The organism is Nibribacter koreensis (genome assembly GCF_039541795.1).
GTDB classification, from domain to species: domain Bacteria; phylum Bacteroidota; class Bacteroidia; order Cytophagales; family Hymenobacteraceae; genus Nibribacter; species Nibribacter koreensis.
This window is the reverse complement of record NZ_BAABGX010000002.1, coordinates 678,157-703,055: the sequence shown is the minus strand read 5'-3', so window position 1 is coordinate 703,055 and position 24,899 is coordinate 678,157. Positions and strand designations below refer to the sequence as shown.

Here is a 24,899-nt window from a genome sequence, read left to right as displayed (position 1 = left end):
TCTAAAGTAAACCTTGCGCTTTTGAGTGGGTAGGTGTAATTTGCTAATCCTTTCAGTGCAAGAGTAGATAACAGAATGAGTGAGCAAGTCCTATTTTCAGATACATACATCACGCTTTCCTATAACACTTCCTTTGACTGTATTTATGCAGACTGGATTGGTTTCCAGAATTTGCAGACGGTGCAGGAGGGATGTGAGCGGATACTGGAGGCGATGGTGGACAAAGGGTGCACCAAGGTGCTGAATGACAATACCCATGTGGAGGGTATCTGGTCCAGCGCCGCCGAGTGGGTGGGCGTTGACTGGTTTCCAAGAATCAGGCAGGCCGGCATGAAGTGCTTTGCCTGGGTGTATTCGCCCAGCGCCTTCAGCAGGCTGTCTACAGATAAGTCACTCAGGTTTACTAATGACATGAACGGCATCCGGATTTTTGATGAGAAAAGTGAAGCCGAAGCGTGGTTAGCCGGAATCTTAGAGAAGTCAGTGAATTAAGAAATATGTTATATAAAACGAGAAGGCCGCTCTTTCTAGAAAGAGCGGCCTTCTCGTTTTTGGCGTGTTTTGGCCAAAAGAGGCCAAAAACGGATTTTTTAGATGGTCATAATCTCTGCTTCTTTCTTAGAAAGCAGTTCGTCCATCTTTACAATGTATGAATCAGTCAGTTTCTGCACTTTGCCTTCGGCGTCTTTTACGGCGTCTTCAGCGGTGCCTTCTTTCTGCAGTTTCTTTAGAGAGTCATTCACGTCCTTACGGATGTTGCGCACTCTGATCTTGCCGCTCTCAGTTTCGTTCTTGGCTTGCTTCACCAATTCTCTGCGACGCTCTTCTGTCAAGGCAGGAATGTTCAAACGCACGGCATCTGCCTCTGTCAAGGGGTTCAAGCCTAGGTCGCTGGCTTTGATAGCCTTGCTGATCTCGCCAATCATGTTCTTCTCCCATGGTCTGATCAACAGCGTGCGTGAATCTGGCGCAGAAATGTTGGCTACCTGTGAGAACGCAGTGGGCGTGCCGTAGTAGTCAACCTTTAAGTCTTCCACCATGGCGGCACTGGCTCTGCCGGCGCGTATTTTGGTGAGTTCTACGTTGGTGTGTTGCAAAGCCTTTTGCATTGACTCTTCGGCTTCGCTCAAATAGAAATTAATTTCTTCGGTCATTGGATTGTCAATTTAGAAAGATAACGAAGGATGCCACCACTGCCTGGGCCTATGGCGGCGCTAAGTTCTTAATTTATTCTTTAATTATATACCGTGGGCCACCGGGATGCTTACATTGAAACCAGAGTGCCTATTTTATCGCCATCCACTAGCTTGGCCAGGTTGCCGCGCTGGTTAATGTCAAATACTACTATAGGCAGGTTGTTCTCTTTGCAAAGGGTAAACGCCGTCATGTCCATCACGTTCAGGCCTTTTTCAAACACCTCATTGAACGTGATGTCTGTGTATTTGGTGGCGGTAGGGTCTTTCTCTGGGTCTGCGGTGTAGATGCCGTCCACGCGCGTGCCTTTCAAGACCACGTCTGCCTCAATCTCAATGGCACGTAAGCTGGCCGCCGAGTCTGTGGTGAAATACGGACTGCCAATACCAGCGCCAAAAATCACCACGCGGCCTTTCTCTAGGTGGCGCATGGCGCGGCGGCGTATGTACGGCTCACATACTTGCTGAATGTTGATGCCAGAGAGCAAGCGCGTGAACACGCCGGCCTTCTCTAGAGCGCTTTGCAAGGCCATGCTATTGATGACGGTGGCCAGCATGCCCATGTAGTCACCCTGCACGCGGTCCAAGCCTACAGACTCTGCCTGCACGCCTCTAAAGATGTTTCCTCCACCAATTACAACGGCCACCTGCACGCCCATGTCTACGGCAGACTTGATCTCCTCTGCGTACTGCACCAGCATGTTGGTATCAATGCCATACTGCTGTTCGCCCATTAGGGATTCACCGCTCAACTTCAAGAGTATTCGTTTGTATTGCATGTGCTTTTAAAATAGTATGTATGGTGGATAGGGAATTCCGTTTTTGGGCTATTTTCTGGAAAACAGGTGAAAAACGCCTTGTCTAGAAGACAATTAGGACCTGGTTTTTCTCTACGTTCTGCTTCACGTTTACTTTTATGGCGCTCACCACGCCGTCACCCGGAGACTTAATGATATTCTCCATTTTCATGGCTTCCAGAATCAGGATAGGGTCGCCTTTCTTCACTTCTTGGCCTACTTCAACCTTAATGTCCAGGATAAGGCCCGGCATTGGCGCTTTGATGTCATTGATCTTTTGCACCAAGGCCTGATCCATGCCCAGGCTGGCCAACAGCAAGTCCATGCGGTCTTGTACCTGCAGGGTATGCACGGTGCCGTTTATTTTTATACTGATTGTTTTGGTGTCAGCCTCTATGTCTAAAAGCTCAGCGGTATAAGACTTGCCGTCTTTTAGAATATGGAAGGAAGTAGGAGTGAGCGGGAGTAAATCCCAGGTAAAAGGAGTGTTGTTAAGGAGTATCTGATTTTTCTCTAAGACAACTTGCCACGTCTGGGCGGCTGATTTTACCTGCAACATGAAGCGGAGGGTTAAGACCGTGTGTACGTAAGTTTGAAAGTAATTTCCCAACTTAGCTCCACAAAGTTAATAATTTCCCTGCATGAACCATATCCTTTCCCGCGCCTTCTTCGCCATGGGCGTCAGTCTTTTCATGACGGGTTGTGCCGCCAAGCAACCCACTGCGCCTAAAGTCTCTTCAGAAGAAGCCGGCATGGCACTGGATACCACCGCCATTTTAGATTCTGTGGCCGCCTTTGCCAAGCCCAAAACCAGCAACGGCCCTTACCAACCCGCCGCCGAACGGAAGATAGATTTACTCCATACGCGGCTTGCCGTCAAGTTTAACTGGGCCAAGCAGCAGCTCATGGGAGAGGCCACCATCACCCTAAAGCCTTACTTCTACCCACAAACCCAGGTAGTGTTAGATGCCAAAGGCTTTGACGTGCACAAGGTAGAGTTGCGGCAGGGGAAAACAGGCAAGACCTTGCCCTATACGTATGACCAGCGGCAGATAACCATTCAACTGGGTAAGACCTATACGCGCCAAGATACCTTGCAACTCTTCATTGCCTATACCGCCAAACCCACCGAGTTGAAAGCCATAGGTAGTGAGGCTATAACATCTGACCAAGGGCTTTACTTTATAAATCCATTGGGCACAGAACCCAACATGCCCCAACAAATCTGGACCCAAGGCGAGACCGAAGCCAGTTCCTGCTGGTTCCCGACGGTGGATAAGCCCAATGAGCGCATGACCCAGGAGATCTTCATCACTATTGAAGACAAGTTTAAGACGCTCTCTAACGGGAGGCTGGTTTCTTCTAAGAAAGAAGCCAACAACCTGCGTACCGATCATTGGAAACTGGACCAGCCGCATGCGCCGTATTTGGCCACAATGGTCATTGGTAATTTCGCCGTCATTAAAGACACCTGGCGCGGCAAAGAAGTGAGCTATTGGGTAGAGCCAGAATATGCGGGCACCGCCAAGGCTACTTTTGGGCGTACGCCAGAAATGCTGGAGTTCTTCTCTAAAAAACTGGGTGTTAGCTTTCCTTGGAATAAGTATGCCCAAGTGGTGGTGCGCAATTTTGTGTCTGGTGCCATGGAAAACACCACAGCCTCTACCTTCATGGAAGCCTTGCAACAAGACCGCCGCGAGCTGCTGGACAAGAACTGGGACCACATCATCGCGCATGAATTGTTTCACCAGTGGTTCGGGGATTACGTGACCACAGAATCCTGGGCCAACCTTCCTTTGAATGAGTCCTTCGCAGACTATTCTGAATACCTGTGGGCTGAGCATAAATATGGCGCCGACGAAGCTGCCTTAACCCATCAAGAAGCCTATCATCAGTACTTGCAGGAGTCGCAGTCTAAGCAGGAACCATTAATCCGGTACAACTACCTGGACAAGGAAGACATGTTTGACAGTCATTCTTATGCCAAAGGCGGCAGGGTGTTGCACATGCTGAGAAAGCTGGTAGGCGATGAGGCCTTCTATGCATCTTTAAACTTGTATCTAACCCAGCATAAATACACAGCCGTAGAGATTGATGAGTTGCGCATGGCCTTTGAAGACGTGACCGGTCAAGATTTGAACTGGTTTTTCAATCAGTGGTTCTTAAGTCCGGGTCATCCCGTGCTGGCGGTCACCAAATGGCAAGAAGGAGGTTCTCTCAAAATAAGAGTGGCCCAAGTGCAAGATAGCCTGACCCGGCCAGTGTATCGGTTTCCCTTGACCATAGGGCTTATGCAGAATGGCAAGATGGAGAAGATGGCCTTGTTGGTTGCAAACAGGGTAGACACCTTGACTGTTGCCATGGCACAGCCTGCGCAGGTGGTGGTGTTGGATCCAGAGCAAGAGCTCTTGGCTCAGATCATAGAGGACAAAACCCCGCAGGACTGGGAAAATCAATTCTTAAACAGTACCACATATGCTGCAAAGTCTTTGGCCATGTTCCATCTCATAGAAGGGGAGAAGCCGTCAGAGTCTGTGATAAAGAATGCCTTAGGAGATTCATTCTGGAAGATAAGAACCCTTGGTCTTGAGATGCTGGCAGGCTCTGAACAATTGAAGGAAAGTCAGTACCAGGCACAATTGGAACAAATGGCGCAGAAGGACAAGAATAGCCAAGTGCGCGCCATGGCTACATATGTGTTAAGCATAGTGCCAGAAATAGCCTACTCCAAATTTGAGCGGGGACTGCAAGACAGTTCTTACCAGGTGGTGGGGGCTTCCATCTTTGCCTACGCTAAAACCAAAGGACCATTGGAACAACTTAAAAGGTTCATGACCTATAAAAACCCAGAGGTGGTCAATGCCCTGGCTGCCAGTTTTACAGAAGCAACAGAAAACGAAATCTATGATTGGTACCTGCAAAAGGCGCCGCAACTCAAAAATGAGAACCTGTATTACTTCCTGCAGAGCTTAGGAGCCCATCTCCTGAAAAAAAATATTGACGACCAGGAGCGAGGCTGGAAGGTCTTAGTGGAAGTGGTGGAGAAAGAGAAAGTAGCCGTGATCAAACAGACTGCTTTTCAAGTGCTTCTGTGGATTGCAGAAACTGAAGATCGCAAAATGGAAGTGTCTAAACTACTGGAAAAACACCCGGATTTGGCGGCCTGGATGAACCAGCAACCATAGCAAGAGAAAATATTTTTGCCCAAATGTTTGACACGGAACAAAAAGCCGTTAATTTTGCATCTCCTTAGAACGGAATCAGCGATTGAAGACGGGAAAAGGGTTCTTTGAAAAAAGATTGGGGGGGATTCCAGAGTGGCCAAATGGGACGGACTGTAACTCCGTTAGCGTAAGCTTTCGAAGGTTCGAATCCTTCTCCCCCCACACTTAACAATGGTCAGGAGCTAAAGCAAGGTTACAGGTTGTTTTGAGAAAGCTTCTGATGTTTACCAGAAAACAAGCGGGAGTAGCTCAGCTGGTAGAGCGACAGCCTTCCAAGCTGTAGGTCGCGGGTTCGAACCTCGTCTCCCGCTCTTGAAAGAAAAAGAGGAGGATGCAGCGCAAGCTGCATCTTTTCCTTATGCCGACGTAGCTCAGGGGTAGAGTACTTCCTTGGTAAGGAAGGGGTCGTGGGTTCAATTCCCATCGTTGGCTCGAAGAGTAATATTATTGTCAAATAATACGTCTATTCAACTCAGAACTTAATACTATCTAAAATGGCTAAAGAACAATTTGATCGCTCCAAACCGCACGTAAACATCGGTACTATTGGGCACGTTGACCACGGCAAAACAACCTTGACTGCTGCTATTACTCAGGTTTTAGCGGGCAAAGGTCTAGCCGCAAAAAGAGATTTCTCTTCTATTGATAACGCTCCAGAAGAAAAAGAGCGTGGTATCACTATTAACACGTCTCACGTTGAGTACGCTACTGAGAACCGTCACTACGCGCACGTTGACTGTCCTGGTCACGCTGACTATGTGAAGAACATGGTTACTGGTGCTGCTCAGATGGACGGTGCTATCTTGGTAGTTGCTGCTACAGATGGTCCAATGCCACAAACGCGTGAGCACATCCTTTTGGCTCGTCAGGTAGGTGTTCCTGCTCTTGTTGTGTTCATGAACAAAGTGGACATGGTAGACGATCCAGAATTGTTAGAGCTAGTTGAAATGGAAATCAGAGAGCTTCTTTCTTTCTATGATTTCGACGGCGATAACATTCCAGTTATTCAAGGTTCTGCCCTTGGTGGTTTGAACGGCGATGAGAAATGGGTGAAAACCATTGAAGAATTGATGGATGCAGTAGATAGCTACATTCCAATTCCTGCTCGTTTGACTGACCTTCCATTCTTGATGCCAGTTGAGGACGTGTTCTCAATCACTGGTCGTGGTACAGTAGCTACTGGCCGTATTGAGCGTGGTATCATCAACTCTGGTGAGCAAGTTGACATCTTGGGTATGGGTGCTGAAGGCTTGAAATCAGTAGTAACTGGTGTTGAGATGTTCCGCAAGATCCTAGACAGAGGTGAAGCTGGTGACAACGTAGGTCTATTGCTACGTGGTATTGAGAAAACTGATATCCGTCGTGGTATGGTTATCTGCAAGCCAGGTTCAGTAACTCCTCACTTGAAATTCAAAGCTGAAGTTTACGTTCTTTCTAAAGAAGAAGGTGGACGTCACACTCCATTCTTCAACAACTACCGTCCACAGTTCTACTTGAGAACTACAGACGTAACTGGTATCATCACGCTACCAGAAGGTGTTGAGATGGTTATGCCTGGTGACAACATCACTATCACTGTTGACTTGATCAACAAAGTAGCGATGGAAAAAGGTCTACGTTTCGCTATCCGTGAGGGTGGTAGAACAGTAGGTGCTGGTCAGGTTACTGAGATTCTTGACTAATTAGTCGTAAAAAATAAAATCCGCTCTACTACTTCAGTGGAGCGGATTTGTTTTTTTGAGAAACAAATAATACATTTGCACTCCATTTAACGATGGCGTGCATTTTTTTACGGGAGTAGCTCAATTGGTAGAGTAGTGGTCTCCAAAACCATTGGTTGTAGGTTCGAGTCCTACCTCCCGTGCAACAGAAGTTAATAGCAGCAAAAGAATGGAAAAGCTGAGAAAATTTTTCAATGACACAGTAGAGGAGATGCAGTACAAGGTCTCCTGGCCTACCTATTCTGAACTACAGAAGAGTTCTATCTTGGTTTTGGTGGGGTCATTGGTCTTTGCTCTCATAGTAGGCGCTATGGACTTGGTATACGATTCCTCATTGTCATGGTTTTACAACCAATTCTAAACTAGAAGAGGAAGCATGGCAGATTTAAAGTGGTATGTAGTACGGGCCGTGTCTGGTCAAGAGAAGAAGGCAAAATCTTATCTTGAGAATGAGGTGGCACGTCATAATTTAACGGAGATGGTGCCCCAGGTGCTAATTCCGTCTGAGAAGGTGTATGAGATGCGTAACGGTAAGAAGCGGGTGCGTGAGCGCAGTTTCTTTCCAGGGTATGTGTTGGTGCACGCAGATTTAGCTAACGGCGAAATTGAGCACTTAATCACGAGTACCCCGGGCGTTATAGGATTCTTGGGAGCCGGAACAGGAAACGCGCCCTCCAAGCCAGTTCCCTTGCGAATGTCTGAGGTTAACCGCATCTTAGGAAAGGTTGACGAGACGGATGAGCAAGTAGAGACCCTGGAGACTCCTTTCATTGTAGGAGAGACCGTGAAAGTAATGGATGGTCCATTCAATGGTTTTGCCGGTACAGTGGAAGAGGTATTTGAAGAGCGTCGTAAGTTGAACGTGATGGTGAAGATCTTTGGCCGTAACACGCCAGTAGAGCTTAACTATATGCAGGTAGAAAAAGAACAGTAGTAATAAATAATAATGGCAAAAGAAATAAAAGGTTATCTGAAGCTTCAGGTAAAGGGAGGCGCCGCGAATCCATCGCCGCCGATTGGACCTGCACTTGGTTCTAAAGGCTTGAACATTATGGAGTTCTGCAAGCAGTTCAACGCTAGAACTCAGGATAAAGCCGGCCAAGTATGCCCAGTTTTGATTACAATTTACACTGACAAATCATTTGACTTTGTAATTAAAACTCCACCGGCACCGGTTTTATTGATGGATGCAGCTAAGATCAAAGCTGGTTCTAAAGAGCCTAACCGTAACAAGGTTGGTTCTGTAACTTGGGATCAGATTAGAGAGATTGCAGAAATCAAAATGCCTGACTTAAACGCATTCAAAGTTGAGTCAGCAATGAAATTGGTTGCAGGTACCGCGCGCAGCATGGGAATCACAGTGTCTGGTACGGCTCCTTGGAGTGAGTAATTAAAAAACAAATGGCTAGAATTTCTAAAAACAGAAAAGCAGTTTTAGCGAAGTACGATCCTGCCAAGGAGTACGCATTGTTAGAGGCTGCGAACGTTGTGAAAGAAATCACTTTCACTAAGTTCGATGCATCAGTTGACATTGACGTGCGTTTGGGGGTTGATCCTCGCAAAGCTGATCAGATGGTAAGAGGTGTGGTTACACTTCCCCATGGAACCGGTAAGGATGTTCGTGTATTAGTGCTTTGCACGCCTGACAAAGAGCAGGAAGCAAAAGACGCAGGAGCAGACTACGTAGGTTTAGATGAGTACATCCAGAAGATTGAAAAAGGATGGACTGACATTGATGTGATCATTACCATGCCAGCGGTAATGGCTAAAGTAGGTAGACTGGGTAGAATCCTAGGGCCACGTAACTTGATGCCAAACCCTAAAGCAGGTACTGTAACCACAGATGTTGCCAAAGCAGTGAAAGAAGTTAAGGCTGGTAAAATCGACTTTAAAGTTGACAAGACCGGTATCATTCACACCAGCATCGGTAAGGTATCTTTCGGACCAGAGCAATTGTTTGAGAACGCTACAGAAGTAATTGCTACTCTGAACCGTTTGAAGCCATCTTCTGCCAAGGGAACTTATATTAGAAGCATCACATTGTCTAGCACAATGAGCCCTGGTGTGGTGGTAGATAAAAACTCTATTTAACGAGACGAAGAGATGACAAGAGAAGAAAAAGAAATCATTGTAAAGGACTTGGGTGAAAAGTTTGCTCAGTCTGGATTCTTCTACATCACTGATGCTTCAGAACTGACGGTAGCAACTATCAATAGCTTCAGAAGACTTTGTTTTGACAGAGGGATTGAATACAAGGTGTACAAAAACACTTTGATCCGCAAAGCCCTAGATACTCTTGATGCAGATACATCTTCTATGGATGTAGCCTTGAAAGGTTCTTCTGGGATTTTGTTTGCCAACGGTGCAGGAAACGGTCCAGCTAAATTGCTGAAAGACTTCCGCAAGTCAGGCGCAAAGAAGCCTCTTTTGAAAGGTGCTTACATTGACAGCAGCATTTACCTAGGTGAAGAGCAGTTGGATGCGTTGAGCAACATCAAATCAAAAGAGGAATTACTGGGAGACCTTATCGGACTTCTTCAGTCACCAGCCAAAAACGTTATCTCTGCTCTACAGAGCGGTGGCAACATCTTGGCAGGCGTAGTGAAGACTTTATCAGAAAGAGAACAATAAACTTAAATTTAAAACAACTTTTAATTACTAATAAAAATGGCAGATTTGAAAGCATTCGCTGAGCAGTTGGTTAACTTAACTGTAAAAGAGGTTAATGAACTTGCTACAATCCTTAAGGATGAGTATGGTATTGAGCCAGCAGCAGCTGCTCCTGTTATGATGGCTGGTGGCGCTGGCGGAGACGCTGGAGCTGCTGCAGAAGAAAAAACATCTTTTGATGTTATTCTTAAGTCAGCAGGTGCCTCTAAACTAGCAGTAGTGAAGCTAGTTAAAGAACTAACAGGCCTTGGCTTGAAAGAAGCAAAAGAACTAGTTGACGGTGCTCCTAAGCCTTTGAAAGAAGGTGTTGATAAAAATGAAGCAGATTCATTGAAAAAAGCATTGGAAGAAGCTGGTGCTGAAGTGGAGGTTAAGTAATCCACACTACAACATCCATTACCACTAAGGGTTAGACCTGGCAATTTCGTCAGGTCTTTTCCTGTTTGTACCTAGAAAGGAATTTCTAGAAAATTGAATGCTTAGTGCCTGATAATCAGGTGTTAGCGCGACAAAGTTTAAACGTTTAAATCAGACAACTTTGGCTACAAGTAAAACGACAGAGCGGATTAATTTCGCTTCCATCAAAAAGGTCATCGAGTACCCTGACTTTTTGGATGTACAGCTGAAGTCCTTCCAGGACTTTTTCCAATTGGAAACAGCCGCCGAAAACCGCACAGAAGAAGGTCTTTTCAAAGTGTTTGCAGAGAACTTTCCAATCTCTGACTCAAGAGAGAACTTCGTTCTTGAATTCGTTGACTACCACGTTGACCCACCAAAATACTCCGTTGACGAGTGTATTGACCGCGGCTTAACGTATTCTGTTCCGTTGAAAGCAAAACTTCGCCTCATCTGTAATGATGATGACAATGAAGATTTTGAAACAATTGAGCAAGAGGTGTTCTTAGGGAACATCCCTTATATGACCGAGAAAGGTTCATTTGTGATCAATGGCGCCGAGCGCGTGATTGTATCTCAGTTGCACCGTTCGCCAGGCGTGTTCTTTGCCCAGAGCAAGCACACCAACGGCACCAAACTATATTCTGCCAGAATCATTCCTTTCAAAGGGTCTTGGATAGAATTTGCGACAGACGTGAACAACGTGATGTACGCATACATTGACCGTAAGAAGAAATTCCCGGTTACTACTCTTTTAAGAGCCATTGGTTACGGTACTGACAAAGACATCCTTGACTTGTTCGGGTTGTCAGAAGAAGTAAAAGCTGATAAGAAAACACTTAAGAAAGTTGTAGGTAGAAAGTTGGCTGCAAGGGTTCTAAGAACCTGGACAGAAGACTTTGTAGATGAGGACACTGGTGAAGTGGTATCTATTGACCGTAACGAAGTAATCTTGGAGCGTGACTCTGAGGTAACCGAAGACGATCTAGACATCATCATTGACTCAGGTGTTAAGTCTATCATTCTCCACCGTGAGAATGTTAACATTGCTGACTACACCATCATCTACAACACCCTTCAGAAAGATAACTCTAACTCTGAGCAAGAAGCCGTAGAGCAAATCTACCGCCAGTTGCGTAACACAGAGGCGCCAGACGTTGAGACGGCAAGAGATATCATCCAGAAGTTGTTCTTCAGTGATAAGCGTTATGACTTAGGAGATGTTGGTCGTTATAGAATCAACAAGAAACTAGGTCTTGACAAAAACTGGGAAGCCAAGGTATTGACCAATGAGGACATTGTTCTAATTGTGAAGTACCTGATTGGTTTGATTAACTCACGTGCGGTAGTGGATGATATTGACCACTTAAGTAACCGTAGAGTAAGAACCGTTGGTGAGCAGTTGTATGCGCAGTTTGGTGTAGGTCTTGCCCGTATGGCAAGAACCATCAAGGAGCGTATGAACGTGCGTGACAATGAGGAATTCAAGCCAGTAGATTTGATCAACGCCAGAACATTGTCTTCTGTGATTAACTCTTTCTTTGGTACCAACCAGCTTTCTCAGTTCATGGACCAGACCAACCCTCTGGCAGAAATCACGCATAAGCGTAGAGTATCTGCACTAGGGCCAGGAGGTCTATCCAGAGAGCGTGCCGGTTTTGAGGTTCGTGACGTTCACTACACCCACTACGGTCGTCTTTGTACTATTGAAACACCAGAGGGACCAAACATTGGTTTGATTTCTTCTCTGTGTGTGCACGCACGTGTAAACAGCATGGGCTTTATTGAGACACCTTACAGAAATGTGGTGAACGGTAAAGTGGATGTGACGTCTACTGTGAAATACCTGACAGCTGAAGAAGAAGATACCCACCACATTGCACAGGCAAATGCCCGAATTGATGAAGAAGGTAACTTCGTAAACGATAAAGTAAAAGGCCGTTTTGAAGGTGACTTCCCAGTGGTAGAGCCAGAGCGCTATACCTACATGGACGTTGCTCCTAACCAAATCGTGTCGGTGGCCGCCTCATTGATTCCTTTCTTGGAGCATGATGATGCTAACCGTGCCTTGATGGGATCTAACATGCAGCGCCAGGCAGTTCCTTTGGTGAAGCCACAGGCTCCAATTGTAGGAACTGGTCTAGAAGGCAGAGCCGCTCTGGACTCCAGAGCATTGGTTCGAGCCGAAGGCGAAGGTGAGGTTCACTTTGTTGATGCAGACAGAATCATCATCCGTTACGACCTAAGCGACATTGAGAAGCTCATTAGCTTTGACGCTGAGTATGTAACCTATGACTTGATTAAATTCCGTCGTACCAACCAGGATACCTGTATCAACTTAACTCCTTTGGTTAAAAAAGGAGAGAAGGTAACAAAAGGTCAGCCGTTATGCGAAGGATATGCTACTAACCAAGGCGAACTTGCTTTGGGAAGAAACTTACAAGTTGCGTTCATGCCTTGGCAAGGATACAACTTTGAGGATGCGATTGTAATCTCTGAGCGTGTAGTGAGAGATGACATCTTCACCTCTATTCACATTGAGGAGTTTGAACTGGAAGTTCGTGAGACGAAGCGTGGCGAAGAGGAATTAACCTCTGAGATCCCGAACGTGAGCGAAGAAGCAGTTCGTAACCTGGATGAGAACGGTATCATCAGAATTGGTGCCGAGGTACGTGAAGGGGATATCTTGATTGGAAAAATCACTCCCAAGGGAGAGACTGATCCAACACCAGAAGAGAAACTTCTTCGTGCCATCTTCGGTGACAAAGCCGGCGATGTGAAAGATGCCTCTTTGAAAGCGCCGCCATCGTTGAATGGTGTTGTAATCGAAACGAAACTCTTCTCTCGTCCTAAGAAAGACAAAAACCTACGGGCCAAGTCTAAGAAGGAAGTAGAAGACCTGAAGGTGAAATACAACAGCGAACTGAAAGCCGTGAAGACCATCATGGTAGAAAAGCTGATTGCATTGCTTGAAGGAAAAACCAGCCAGGGCGTTCGTCACCGTTTCGGAGACGAGATGATTGCCAAAGGTGCCAAGTTCAACAAGAAGAACATCACCGAAGGTCTTTTCCCTGACAAAAACCCTTACAAGGACGAAAGCAACTACGCCGTAGCCGAGGAAGTGAACATCTTTAAGGATCTGATCCTAGAAGGATGGACGGCAGATGAGCAGACAAACAAGATGTTGTTGGAGCTAGTGAAGAACTACTCTAAGCGCCGCAACACTATTTCTGCTCGCTTCAAGCGCGATCGCTTCACTCTTGAGGTTGGTGATGAGTTACCAGCTGGTATCGTACAGTTGGCCAAAGTTTATATTGCCAAGAAGCGTAAGCTAAAAGTAGGTGATAAGATGGCAGGCCGTCACGGTAACAAGGGGGTTGTCGCTCGTATCGTGCGTGATGAAGACATGCCATTCTTGGAAGATGGAACACCAATGGACATCGTATTGAACCCACTTGGGGTACCATCTAGGATGAACATCGGTCAGATTTACGAGACCGTATTAGGTTGGGCTGGTCTGAAATTAGGACGCAAGTACGCTACGCCAATCTTTGACGGTGCTTCTGAAGAAGAAGTATCTGCTGAGTTGAAAGAAGCAGGCGTTCCAGTATATGGCCGTACCTATCTATACGATGGTTTGAGCGGAGATCGTTTCGATCAACCAGTAACCGTTGGTGTGATTTACATGCTGAAACTTGGTCACTTGGTAGATGATAAGATGCACGCCCGTTCTATCGGACCATACTCATTGATCACGCAACAGCCATTGGGTGGTAAAGCCCAGTTTGGTGGTCAGCGTTTTGGTGAGATGGAGGTGTGGGCATTGGAGGCCTTCGGTGCCGCCAACGTTCTGCAAGAAATCCTGACCGTGAAGTCTGATGACGTGATTGGTCGTGCAAAGGCCTATGAAGCCATTGTAAAAGGAGACGTGTTGCCTAAGCCAAATATCCCTGAGTCGTTCAACGTGTTGATTCACGAACTCAGAGGCTTGGCCCTAGAGATTACGCTGGACTAATGTGATACAGTTTTAAGGAGATTTCAGAAAAAGAGGCCAAAAACGGCTCTTTCTGGAGTCTCCTTAACTCACATTAAATGCCTTAAGAACAAATAGGAGTTTTACATATCTAGCAACACATAACATGGCGTTAGCAAGAAATAAAAAGTTAGTTCAAGACTTCTCTAAAGTAACCATCAGCTTGGCCTCTCCAGAATCAATCCTGGAGAGATCAAACGGAGAGGTGACTAAGCCGGAAACGATCAACTACAGAACCTACAAGCCTGAGATGGGTGGTTTGTTCTGCGAGCGTATTTTCGGACCAGTGAAGGATTGGGAGTGCCACTGCGGTAAATACAAGAGAATCCGTTACAAAGGGATTATCTGTGACCGTTGCGGAGTTGAAGTAACTGAGAAAAAAGTGCGTCGTGAGCGCATGGGCCATATTGAATTAGTAGTACCGGTAGCACATATCTGGTACTTCAAGTCATTGCCAAATAAAATTGGTTACTTATTGGGTCTGCCAACCAAGAAATTGGATCAGATCATTTACTATGAGCGGTATGTAGTGATTCAGCCAGGTATCTTGGCAGAAGACGGTGTGAACACGCTGGACTTCTTAACTGAGGACGAGTACCTGGATATGATTGACAAGCTGCCTCGTGAGAACCAGATGTTGGACAACCATGATCCAAACAAGTTCATCGCGAGAATGGGTGCCGAGGCATTACAAATGTTGTTGGAGCGCATCAGCTTAGATGACCTATCTTATGATTTGCGTTACTCTGCCGCGCATGAGACTTCTCAGCAGCGTAAGGCAGATGCTTTGAAGCGCCTTCGCGTAGTTGAGGCATTCCGTGACGCATCTACTAGAATTGAAAACAAGCCTGAGTGGATGGTGATCCGCATGGTGCCCGTGATTCCACCAGAATTGCGCCCATTGGTTCCTTTGGATGGCGGTCGTTTCGCAACCTCAGATTTGAACGACTTATACCGTCGCGTTATTATCCGTAACAACCGTCTTAAGCGTTTGATCGAGATCAAAGCGCCAGAGGTTATTCTACGGAATGAGAAGCGTATGCTACAAGAGGCAGTGGATTCCCTGTTTGACAACTCACGTAAAGTGAACGCTGTTAGAGCAGAAGGTAACCGCGCCTTGAAGTCACTTTCTGACATGCTGAAAGGTAAGCAAGGACGTTTCCGTCAAAACTTGCTTGGTAAGCGTGTGGATTATTCTGGCCGTTCTGTAATTGTAGTAGGACCAGAGTTGAAACTGCATGAGTGTGGTCTGCCTAAGAACATGGCGGCTGAGCTTTTCAAACCGTTCATCATCCGTAAGCTTATTGAGCGCGGTATTGTGAAGACGGTAAAGTCTGCCAAGAAAATTGTAGACAGAAAAGATCCAGTAGTTTGGGATATCCTGGAGAACGTGTTGAAAGGTCACCCAGTTCTTCTGAACCGTGCTCCTACACTCCACAGATTAGGTATCCAGGCGTTCCAGCCAAAGCTGATTGAAGGAAAAGCAATCCAATTACACCCACTAGTGTGTACGGCCTTCAACGCTGACTTTGACGGTGACCAGATGGCGGTGCACGTTCCACTAGGACCGGCAGCTGTTTTGGAAGCCTCAATGTTGATGCTAGCTGCCCATAATATCTTGAACCCTGCCAACGGTGCTCCAATTGCGGTACCTTCTCAGGACATGGTATTGGGTCTGTATTACGTAACCAAAGGAAAGCGTACCACCGAGAAGGAGAAGATCCAAGGCGAGGGTATGTCATTCTATAGCGCTGAAGAGGTAATTATTGCCATCAATGAAGGCAGATTGTCTAAGCAGGCTTATATCAAAGTTAGAGCGAAAGTTGCCGGCGAAAACGGAGAATTAACTACCCAGTTAATTGAGACGGTTGCTGGTAGAGTTCTCTTTAACCAGTTGGTACCAGAGGCGGTAGGCTATGTAGACGAACTTCTTACCAAGAAGAAGCTACAGCAAATCATCTCTCGTGTGTTCAAGGTGACAGGAATGGCCAGAACGGCTCAATTCCTGGATGATATCAAAACCCTAGGATTCCAGTCTGCTTACAAAGGCGGTCTGTCCATGGGTCTTGGTGACATTGTGATCCCTAAAGAGAAAGACATCTTGGTAGCTGAGGCTAAGAAAGATGTGGATGCTGTATGGGCTAACTACTCAATGGGTCTTATCACGGACAATGAGCGTTACAACCAAGTAATTGACATCTGGACACGTATCAACAACCAAATCACAGAAACATTGATGAGCCGTCTTGAGAAAGACGATCAAGGTTTCAACTCCATCTTCATGATGATGCACTCCGGAGCCCGTGGTTCTAGAGAGCAGATCCGTCAGCTGGGGGGTATGAGAGGTTTGATGGCCAAGCCACAAAAGTCATTGCAAGGATCCGTAGGGGAGATCATTGAAAACCCAATTCTATCTAACTTTAAAGAAGGTCTGGATGTAATTGAGTACTTCATCTCTACCCACGGTGCTCGTAAAGGTCTAGCGGATACGGCCTTGAAAACGGCAGATGCGGGTTACTTGACTCGTCGTCTGGTAGACGTTTCCCAAGACGTGATCGTGAATGAACCTGACTGTGGTACTTTGCGTGGTCTTGAGGTGAGCGCCTTGAAAGACAATGAAGACATCGTTGAGTCTCTATCTGAGCGTATCTTGGGTCGTGTGAACGTTCATGACATCGTGAACCCGCACACCAATGAGATCATCCTTGAGTCTGGTAATGAAATCACCGAGGAGGTAGCCAAGATCATTGAAGGAACGGCCATTGAAGCCGTTGAGATTCGTTCAGTATTAACCTGCGAGACGAAACGCGGAATCTGTGCCAAGTGCTATGGCCGCAACTTGTCAACCGGTAAAATGGTGCAGAAAGGGGAAGCTGTTGGGGTAATTGCCGCACAGTCCATTGGTGAGCCAGGTACGCAGTTGACCCTTCGTACTTTCCACGTGGGTGGTACTGCCTCTAACATTGCGGTAGATGCAGCCATTCGTGCCAAGTTCAACGGTAAGATTGAGTTTGAAGACGTTAGAACTATTGATACTACCAATGCCGAAGGTGACCGCGTGAAAGTGGTAATGGGACGCTCTGGTGAAGTGAAAGTAGTGGATCCTAACACAGGCAAGTTGTTGATCAGTAACCACGTTCCTTATGGTTCATTCTTAGTAGTGGATGAAGGACAAGAGGTTGCCAAAGGCGATGAGCTATGTAACTGGGATCCATACAACGCGGTTATCTTGTCAGAGTTTGACGGGTCTATTGAGTATGATTCCATAGTGGAAGGTATCACCTACCGTGAGGAGTCAGATGAGCAGACTGGTCACCGTGAGAAGGTTATCATTGAGACGAAGGATAAAACCAAAAACCCTGCTATCGTCGTGAACCCTGCCAATGGTGAGCCGAAAGGTTACAACATTCCAGTAGGTGCCCACATCACGGTAGAGGATGGCCAGAAAATCAACGCTGGTCAGATTGTGGCTAAGATCCCTCGTGCTATTGGTAAGACCCGCGACATTACAGGTGGTCTGCCACGCGTTACGGAGCTCTTTGAGGCACGTAACCCGTCTAACCCAGCAGTAGTGAGTGAGATTGACGGTGTGGTAACCTATGGCGGTATAAAGCGCGGTAACCGCGAGATTTATATTGAGTCTAAGGACGGCGTGAAGAAGAAGTACATGGTGCCTCTTTCCAAGCACATCCTAGTACAGGACAATGACTTTGTGCGTGCCGGTGTTCCATTGTCTGATGGTGCCATCACTCCAAACGATATCTTGAACATACAGGGACCAGGCGCCGTGCAGGAATACTTAGTGAACGAAATTCAAGAGGTATACCGCTTGCAAGGTGTGAAGATCAATGACAAGCACATTGAAGTAGTGGTTCGTCAGATGATGCAGAAAGTGAACGTTCTTGACCCAGGTGATACAAGCTTCCTAGAGAACCAGACAGTGGACAAAGTAACGTTCATGGAAGAGAATGATATGATCATTGACATGAAAGTAGTGGAGGATGCAGGAGACTCAACAGCCATGAAACCAGGTATGATTGTAACCGCTCGTCGTCTGCGAGATGAGAACTCCAGTTTGAAGCGTCGTGACCTTAGAATTGTAACAGTGCGTGATGCGCAGCCAGCAGTTTCAAGACCAACCTTGCAAGGTATCACCCAAGCATCCCTAGGTACGCAAAGCTTTATCTCAGCGGCATCCTTCCAGGAGACCACTAAGGTATTGAGCGAAGCAGCTATCAAAGGAAAGGCGGATGAGTTGTTAGGCTTGAAAGAAAACGTAATCGTGGGTCACTTGATCCCGGCAGGTACCGGACTTAGAGAGTACACTAAATTGATTGTTGGATCCAAGGATGAGTATGAAGCTCTAACCGCCAGCAGACAAGCAGGTGTAAAATCTAAGCAAGGCGAATTGCAGGAGAAGTAAGAGATGGCCGCGACGGAACAGCAAAGTCAGATAAACATTGAGCTGACAGAGGAGATTGCAGAAGGGCAGTACGCTAATTTAGCCATGATTGCCCATTCACATAGTGAATTTGTGATTGACTTTATCCGCTTGATGCCCGGAATTCCGAAAGCCAAAGTAAAAGCAAGAGTGGTGATTACTCCAGAGCATGCCAAGCGTTTCTTGGCTGCTTTGGAGGAAAACATCCAAAAGTATGAAGAGAGTTTTGGGGGCATAAAGCAGACGCAGGAAGCCCCCAGCTTTCCTCTAAACTTTGGCGGAACCATAGGCGAAGCCTAAGCCATTAATAATAAGTGAATTAAAACTTTGAATTTGCAAAGCAAAATTTATACCTTTGCAAACCATTTTTTGAAGAGAGAAATCAGTTTAAAAAGTTAGTAAATGCCTACTATACAACAATTAGTAAGAAAGGGAAGAGAGAAACTAACATCTAAGTCTAAATCCCCAGCCCTTGACTCATGTCCGCAGAGACGTGGCGTGTGTACACGCGTTTACACAACCACACCTAAGAAGCCAAACTCAGCAATGAGAAAAGTGGCTCGTGTGCGTTTGACAAACGGCAAAGAAGTCAATGCTTATATCCCTGGTGAAGGCCACAACCTACAGGAGCACTCTATTGTGTTAATCAGAGGTGGTCGTGTGAAAGACTTACCAGGTGTAAGATATCACATCATCCGTGGTGCATTGGATACAGCTGGTGTAAACGGTCGTCTACAGTCCCGTTCTAAGTACGGAGCTAAGCGTCCTAAGCCAGGTCAGCCAGCGGCTGCAGCAGGTAAAGGCGGTAAGAAAAAATAATAAGGATTTAGATAATGAGAAAAGCAAAACCAAAGAAGAGAATTCTTCTTCCTGATCCTAAGTACAAAGAGACTCTAGTTACCAGATTTGTGAATTACATGATGGTGGACGGTAAAAAGAGTACTGCATACAAGATATTCTACGATGCTTGCGACTTAGTTGAGAAAAGAACTAAGGAGAGCGGTCTTGAGACCTGGAGAAAAGCATTGAACAATATCATGCCAGGTGTAGAGGTGAAAAGCCGCCGTGTAGGTGGTGCAACTTTCCAGGTACCAACTGAGGTGCGTCCGGATAGAAAGATTTCTCTCGGAATCAAATGGATGATTTCTTACGCTCGTAAGAGAGGTGAGAAAACAATGATGGATAAATTAGCCGGTGAGATCATCGCTGCAGCTAAAGGAGAAGGTGCTGCTGTGAAGAAGAAAGACGATACTCACAGAATGGCGGAAGCCAACAAGGCATTCTCACACTTTAGATTCTAATTAATGGCTCGGGATTTAAAATACACACGTAACATAGGTATTGCTGCGCACATTGATGCCGGTAAGACCACTACTACAGAGCGTATCCTTTACTATGCTGGTGTAAGCCACAAAATAGGAGAGGTACACGATGGAGCTGCCACCATGGACTGGATGGAGCAGGAGCAGGAAAGAGGTATCACCATTACCTCTGCCGCTACTACTGTAAACTGGGACTACAGAGGCGAGAAATACCACATCAACATCATTGATACACCTGGTCACGTTGACTTTACCGTAGAGGTAAACCGTTCCCTTCGTGTATTAGATGGTCTAGTATTCTTGTTTAGTGCGGTAGATGGTGTTGAGCCACAGTCTGAGACTAACTGGAGACTAGCTGATAACTATAAAGTTGCCCGTATTGGTTTCGTTAACAAAATGGACCGTTCTGGTGCTGACTTCTTAGGAGTTTGTAAGCAGGTGAAAGAAATGTTGGGTAGCAATGCCGTAGCACTTCAATTACCAATTGGTGCAGAGGACAACTTTGAAGGGGTAGTTGACTTGGTAAACTTTAGAGGTATCAAGTGGAATGAGCACGATAAAGGCATGACCTTTACCGAAGTTCCAATTCCAGATGATATGTTGGAAGAGGCTGAGGAATACAGAGAGAAGTTGTTGGAGGCAGTAGCCGACTACGACGAGGCTCTAATGGAGAAATACTTTGAGGATCCAGCATCTATCACAGAAGCTGAAATCATTGAAGCGCTTCGTAAGGCAACCATTGACATGGCTATCGTGCCAATGCTATGTGGTTCTTCTTTTAAAAACAAAGGCGTACAAACAATGCTTGACTATGTGATGGCTCTTATCCCATCACCGCTTGACAAGGAAAACATTGTAGGAACCAATCCAGATACAGGAGAAGAAGTTACACGTCAACCAAGCGAGAGTGAGCCATTTGCAGGCCTAGCCTTCAAAATTGCCACTGACCCTTACGTTGGTCGTTTATGCTTTGTGCGCGCCTATTCAGGTGTGTTAGAATCAGGATCTTACGTGTACAATACCCGCTCTAATAACAAAGAGCGTATCTCACGTATCTTCCAGATGCATGCCAACAAGCAAAACCAAATTGAAAGACTAAGTGCTGGAGATATTGGGGCAGTTGTAGGTTTCAAAGACATTAAAACTGGTGATACTCTTTGTGACCAAAACGCGAAAATTGTTTTGGAATCAATGGACTTCCCAGAGCCAGTAATTGGATATGCAATTGAGCCGAAAACTCAGGCTGACTCTGATAAAATGGGTATGGCAATTGCCAAGCTTATTGAAGAAGATCCAACCTTACAAGTAAACACTGACGAGGAAACTGGTCAGACTATCTTGAGAGGTATGGGCGAGCTTCACTTGGAGATTATCATTGACCGCATGAAGCGTGAGTTCAAGGTTGAATTGAACCAAGGTGCTCCTCAGGTAGCTTACAAAGAAACAATCACTAAGATGGTTGAGCACAGAGAAGTGTTCAAGAAGCAGTCTGGTGGTCGTGGTAAGTTCGCGGACATCGTGTTCAACATGGGACCACGTGAAGATGGCAAGCAAGGTCTTGAGTTTGAGAACGCAATTGTAGGTGGTGTAATTCCTAGAGAATTTATCCCAGCAATTCAAAAAGGATTCGAAGAGGCCATGAAGAATGGTATCTTGGCAGGATTCCCGATTGATTCAATGAAAGTGCGTTTGTTCCATGGATCATTCCACGACGTTGACTCTGACTCACTTTCATTTGAATTGGCAGCTCGTCAAGGATTTAGAGAAGCTGGTAAGCAGTGTGCTCCAAAATTACTTGAGCCAATCATGGCAGTAGACGTAGTGACACCAGATGAGTACACAGGTCCAGTGACAGGTGACTTGAACAGAAGAAGAGGTATCATGAAAGGTATGGATACCAAAGGAACTTCAACAGTAGTTAAAGCTGATGTTCCGCTTTCTGAACTGTTCGGTTATGTAACTGACTTACGTACTATCACTTCAGGTCGTGCAACAGCTTCGCTTACTTTCTCTCATTATGAGCAAGTACCGCAAAACTTGGCAGATGGTATCATCGCAAAATTAAAAGGAACAGCTAAATAAGTTGAAATAGAATGAATCAAAAGATCAGAATTAAGCTGAAATCTTACGATCACAATCTGGTTGACAAGTCATCAGAGAAAATCGTGAAAGCGGTGAAAGCGACTGGCGCGATCGTGAGTGGTCCCATTCCTTTGCCAACTGAGAAAGATATTTTCACAGTATTGCGCTCTCCACACGTAAACAAAAAAGCGCGTGAGCAATTCCAACTTTGTACCTACAAAAGACTAGTAGACATCTATTCTACTTCATCTAAAACAGTAGATGCTTTGATGAAATTAGAATTGCCAAGCGGCGTTGATGTTGAGATCAAAGTCTGATAATTTAAATACCATTAAAAAGGGAGAGGTTTGACCTCTCCCTTTTTTTTTACCCTTTCGTCGTTTTTAGCCTGTTTTCGAGAAAACAGGCTAAAAACGACGAAAGGGTAATTTTAGGTGATTCATAAAAATTAAGAAGCCAATATTTAAAAGGTCTTAGATACTAAAGGGAATTTGACAGATAATAATATTCCAAATCATTAGTATCTGAAAACAAATAATTTAGCGGGGCTTGTAAAAGAAAAAATAAATAATGAACTTTGCACTCCCAAATAACACCTAAACGGGTGTAGTATATTCATTGTTAAATAAATAAAGTAGAATGCCTGGAATTATCGGTAAGAAAATCGGAATGACAAGCCTCTTCACACCTGAGGGTAAGAGCGTGGCCTGTACTTTGATTCAAGCAGGACCATGCGTTGTGACCCAAGTCAAAACGCAGGAAGTGGATGGTTACACAGCTATCCAGCTTGGATACGGAGAGAAGAAAGTAAAAAGAACAAGCAAAGCGCTTGCTGGCCACTTCCAAAAAGCTAACACAACTGCTAAGAAAAAGCTAGTTGAATTTAGATTAGAAGACGTTGCATCATATTCTTTAGGAGATGAAGTAAACGTTGGTTCATTTGAAGAAGGTGAATTTGTAGACGTAGTAGGTACCTCTAAAGGTAAAGGTTTCCAAGGCGTTGTAAAACGTTATAACTTTGCCGGTGTTGGTGGGCAGACTCACGGTCAGCACAACAGAGCAAGACACCCTGGTTCAATTGGTGCCTGTTCATGGCCTTCCAGAGTATTCAAAGGAATGCGTATGGCTGGTAGAATGGGTGGCGACAGAGTTAAAATCCAAAACCTTCGTGTGCTAAGAATTTTGCCAGAACAAAACGTTTTGGTGGTAAGTGGTTCTGTGCCTGGTGCTAAAAATTCATTTATCGTAGTTGAGAAATAAGATGGAGATATCAGTTTTCAATAGTAAAGGCCAAGATACAGGAAGAAAAGTAACTCTTCCAGAGTCTGTGTTTGGTGTTGAGCCAAATGAACATGCCATGTATCTGGATGTAAAGCAATACTTGGCTAACCAACGTCAAGGAACGCACAAGTCAAAAGAGCGTGCTGAAATTGCAGGGTCAACCAAAAAGATCAAAAAGCAAAAAGGTACAGGTGGAGCCAGAGCAGGTTCATTGAAGTCTCCAGTATTTGTAGGTGGTGGCCGTGTATTCGGACCTAAGCCAAGAAACTACAGCTTCAAGCTGAATAAGAAGTTGAAAGCAGTGGCAAGATTGTCAGCTTTGTCAACTTTGGCGAAAGGTGATAGAGTTGTCATGTTAGACAACCTGGTAATTGACACCCCTAGAACAAAGGATTTCATTGCTATTCTAAATGGCTTGAACCTATCTGCCAAGAAAACGCTTGTGATCACTAGCGAAGTGAACACAAACGCGGTATTGTCTAGCAGAAACGTTCCTAAAGTGAAGATTGCTACCGCTTCAGGTTTAACAACCTATGATTTGTTAAATGCTGATAGAGTAATTTGTTTAGAAGAGTCTCTTTCAGTTCTTGAAGAACTTTACGCCACAAAATAATGAGCATATTAAAAAGACCATTGCTTACTGAGAAGCTGACAGCCCTTGCAGAAAAGGGAGTGTTTGCCTTTGAGGTTGATAGAAAAGCAAATAAGATTGAGATCAAGAAAGCGATCCAGTCTAAATACGGAGTTACAGTAGAGAAAATTTCTACTATGCGTACCCAAGGCAAACTGAAATCAAGAAACACGAAATCAGGAGTAGTTACGGGTCGTACAGCCTCTACCAAGAAAGCTATTGTAACATTGAAAGAGGGAGAAGTTATTGACTTCTACAGCGGCATCTAAGTTTAAAATAGAATGGCATTAAGAAAACTAAGACCAACAACACCAGGTCAAAGATTTAGAATCGCGCCAGCCTTCACTGAAATCACGAAGAGCGAGCCTGAGAAATCTTTGTTGGCATCCAAGAAAAAATCTGGTGGACGTAACAATGCGGGTCGTATGACCATGCGCTACATAGGCGGTGGGCATAAGAAAAGATTCCGTATCATCGACTTCAAAAGAACGAAGTACGGTGTTCCTGCAACAGTAAAAGCGATTGAGTACGATCCAAACAGAACGGCTCGTATTGCGCTTCTTTACTATGCAGATGGTGAGAAAACCTACATCATTGCTCCAGCAGGCTTGGCAGTGGACGCAACAGTAGTATCAGGACCAGGAGTAGCTCCAGAAGTGGGCAACGCGCTTCCTCTTTCTGATATTCCTCTAGGTACCATTGTACACAACATTGAGTTAACTCCAGGTAATGGTGGTATCATGGCAAGAAGTGCAGGATCTTATGCACAGCTTGTAGCAAGAGAAGGCCGTTATGCAACTTTGAAGTTACCTTCAGGTGAAATGAGAATGGTTCTGGTGAACTGTATGGCTACTGTAGGATCAGTATCTAATGCAGACCACATGAATGTGAAGTTGGGCAAAGCCGGACGTAGCAGATGGATGGGTATCAGACCACGTGTAAGAGGTGTTGCTATGAACCCTGTCGATCACCCAATGGGTGGTGGTGAAGGTAAGTCATCAGGTGGTCACCCACGTTCACGTAATGGCTTGTACGCCAAAGGTCAGAAGACCAGAAACAAGAATAAATACTCAGAGAACCTGATCGTTAATAGAAGGAAAAAATAAGT

General features: G+C 45.4%; 23 protein-coding genes and 4 tRNA genes. 24 read left to right on the top strand and 3 right to left on the bottom strand.

The features are described 5' to 3' along the window. Positions 1–75 precede the first annotated feature (75 nt). Positions 76–492 carry a hypothetical protein gene (locus ABD880_RS10305; RefSeq protein WP_345165466.1) on the top strand — a complete coding sequence of 139 codons (417 nt, stop codon included), beginning with the start codon at positions 76–78 and terminating at the stop codon, positions 490–492. A 98-nt stretch (positions 493–590) separates the two neighbouring features. On the opposite strand, the gene frr is transcribed toward ABD880_RS10305, so the two are convergent. From frr to ABD880_RS10290, 3 genes are all read right to left on the bottom strand, one after another. After that, positions 591–1,154: a ribosome recycling factor gene (gene frr, locus ABD880_RS10300; RefSeq protein WP_345165465.1), complete on the bottom strand. Its 564-nt coding sequence runs from the start codon at positions 1,152–1,154 to the stop codon at positions 591–593. 110 nt (positions 1,155–1,264) lie between these two features. Continuing rightward, on the bottom strand, positions 1,265–1,972 hold the full coding sequence (gene pyrH, locus ABD880_RS10295; RefSeq protein ID WP_345165463.1) for a UMP kinase: 708 nt from the start codon (positions 1,970–1,972) through the stop codon (positions 1,265–1,267). A gap of 82 nt (positions 1,973–2,054) precedes the next feature. Then, positions 2,055–2,549 carry a biotin/lipoyl-containing protein gene (locus tag ABD880_RS10290; protein ID WP_345165462.1) on the bottom strand — a complete coding sequence of 165 codons (495 nt, stop codon included), beginning with the start codon at positions 2,547–2,549 and terminating at the stop codon, positions 2,055–2,057. 82 nt (positions 2,550–2,631) lie between these two features. Between ABD880_RS10290 and ABD880_RS10285 the strand changes: the two genes are divergently transcribed. From ABD880_RS10285 to rplB, 23 genes are all read left to right on the top strand, one after another. Further along, positions 2,632–5,175: a M1 family aminopeptidase gene (locus ABD880_RS10285; protein ID WP_345165460.1), complete on the top strand. Its 2,544-nt coding sequence runs from the start codon at positions 2,632–2,634 to the stop codon at positions 5,173–5,175. Positions 5,176–5,293: 118 nt separating this feature from the next. Beyond that, positions 5,294–5,376 (top strand) — tRNA-Tyr (locus ABD880_RS10280). A 76-nt stretch (positions 5,377–5,452) separates the two neighbouring features. Continuing rightward, a tRNA-Gly gene (locus ABD880_RS10275) sits at positions 5,453–5,525 on the top strand. Between the two features lie 49 nt (positions 5,526–5,574). Then, positions 5,575–5,646 (top strand) — tRNA-Thr (locus ABD880_RS10270). Between the two features lie 62 nt (positions 5,647–5,708). Beyond that, positions 5,709–6,896, top strand: a complete 1,188-nt coding sequence (gene tuf, locus ABD880_RS10265) for an elongation factor Tu (protein ID WP_345165458.1) — start codon at positions 5,709–5,711, stop codon at positions 6,894–6,896. A gap of 109 nt (positions 6,897–7,005) precedes the next feature. Next, a tRNA-Trp gene (locus tag ABD880_RS10260) sits at positions 7,006–7,078 on the top strand. 26 nt (positions 7,079–7,104) lie between these two features. Beyond that, positions 7,105–7,296: a preprotein translocase subunit SecE gene (gene secE, locus ABD880_RS10255; protein ID WP_345165455.1), complete on the top strand. Its 192-nt coding sequence runs from the start codon at positions 7,105–7,107 to the stop codon at positions 7,294–7,296. 15 nt (positions 7,297–7,311) lie between these two features. Then, positions 7,312–7,869 carry a transcription termination/antitermination protein NusG gene (nusG, locus tag ABD880_RS10250; RefSeq protein WP_345165453.1) on the top strand — a complete coding sequence of 186 codons (558 nt, stop codon included), beginning with the start codon at positions 7,312–7,314 and terminating at the stop codon, positions 7,867–7,869. Positions 7,870–7,881: 12 nt separating this feature from the next. Then, on the top strand, positions 7,882–8,325 hold the full coding sequence (rplK, locus tag ABD880_RS10245) for a 50S ribosomal protein L11 (RefSeq protein ID WP_066508587.1): 444 nt from the start codon (positions 7,882–7,884) through the stop codon (positions 8,323–8,325). Between the two features lie 11 nt (positions 8,326–8,336). After that, positions 8,337–9,026: a 50S ribosomal protein L1 gene (gene rplA, locus ABD880_RS10240; RefSeq protein WP_345165448.1), complete on the top strand. Its 690-nt coding sequence runs from the start codon at positions 8,337–8,339 to the stop codon at positions 9,024–9,026. Between the two features lie 12 nt (positions 9,027–9,038). Continuing rightward, positions 9,039–9,566 carry a 50S ribosomal protein L10 gene (gene rplJ / locus ABD880_RS10235; RefSeq protein WP_345165445.1) on the top strand — a complete coding sequence of 176 codons (528 nt, stop codon included), beginning with the start codon at positions 9,039–9,041 and terminating at the stop codon, positions 9,564–9,566. Positions 9,567–9,602: 36 nt separating this feature from the next. Beyond that, on the top strand, positions 9,603–9,983 hold the full coding sequence (gene rplL, locus ABD880_RS10230) for a 50S ribosomal protein L7/L12 (protein WP_160693401.1): 381 nt from the start codon (positions 9,603–9,605) through the stop codon (positions 9,981–9,983). A 160-nt stretch (positions 9,984–10,143) separates the two neighbouring features. Beyond that, positions 10,144–14,016, top strand: a complete 3,873-nt coding sequence (gene rpoB / locus ABD880_RS10225) for a DNA-directed RNA polymerase subunit beta (RefSeq protein WP_345165440.1) — start codon at positions 10,144–10,146, stop codon at positions 14,014–14,016. A 124-nt stretch (positions 14,017–14,140) separates the two neighbouring features. Next, positions 14,141–18,457, top strand: a complete 4,317-nt coding sequence (rpoC, locus tag ABD880_RS10220; RefSeq protein ID WP_345165437.1) for a DNA-directed RNA polymerase subunit beta' — start codon at positions 14,141–14,143, stop codon at positions 18,455–18,457. Positions 18,458–18,460: 3 nt separating this feature from the next. Next, complete coding sequence (locus tag ABD880_RS10215; RefSeq protein WP_345165434.1) at positions 18,461–18,775, top strand: DUF3467 domain-containing protein; 315 nt, start codon at positions 18,461–18,463, stop codon at positions 18,773–18,775. Between the two features lie 102 nt (positions 18,776–18,877). Next, a complete protein-coding gene (rpsL, locus tag ABD880_RS10210; protein WP_066508603.1) occupies positions 18,878–19,294 on the top strand; it encodes a 30S ribosomal protein S12 in 417 nt (138 codons plus the stop codon). Between the two features lie 14 nt (positions 19,295–19,308). After that, entirely contained in the window at positions 19,309–19,776 is a 468-nt protein-coding gene (gene rpsG, locus ABD880_RS10205; RefSeq protein ID WP_066508604.1) for a 30S ribosomal protein S7, read from the top strand. 3 nt (positions 19,777–19,779) lie between these two features. Further along, a complete protein-coding gene (gene fusA / locus ABD880_RS10200; RefSeq protein WP_345165427.1) occupies positions 19,780–21,879 on the top strand; it encodes an elongation factor G in 2,100 nt (699 codons plus the stop codon). A gap of 11 nt (positions 21,880–21,890) precedes the next feature. After that, positions 21,891–22,196 carry a 30S ribosomal protein S10 gene (gene rpsJ / locus ABD880_RS10195; RefSeq protein ID WP_048919298.1) on the top strand — a complete coding sequence of 102 codons (306 nt, stop codon included), beginning with the start codon at positions 21,891–21,893 and terminating at the stop codon, positions 22,194–22,196. 322 nt (positions 22,197–22,518) lie between these two features. Further along, entirely contained in the window at positions 22,519–23,139 is a 621-nt protein-coding gene (gene rplC / locus ABD880_RS10190; RefSeq protein ID WP_345165422.1) for a 50S ribosomal protein L3, read from the top strand. A gap of 1 nt (position 23,140) precedes the next feature. Next, positions 23,141–23,773, top strand: a complete 633-nt coding sequence (gene rplD, locus ABD880_RS10185; protein ID WP_345165419.1) for a 50S ribosomal protein L4 — start codon at positions 23,141–23,143, stop codon at positions 23,771–23,773. Beyond that, entirely contained in the window at positions 23,773–24,060 is a 288-nt protein-coding gene (rplW, locus tag ABD880_RS10180) for a 50S ribosomal protein L23 (RefSeq protein ID WP_345165417.1), read from the top strand. Before rplD ends, rplW begins: the two co-directional genes overlap by 1 nt. Before the next feature lie 12 nt (positions 24,061–24,072). Then, positions 24,073–24,897 (top strand): 50S ribosomal protein L2, encoded by an 825-nt coding sequence (gene rplB, locus ABD880_RS10175; protein WP_066508614.1) that lies wholly within the window; start codon positions 24,073–24,075, stop codon positions 24,895–24,897. Positions 24,898–24,899: the final 2 nt, after the last annotated feature.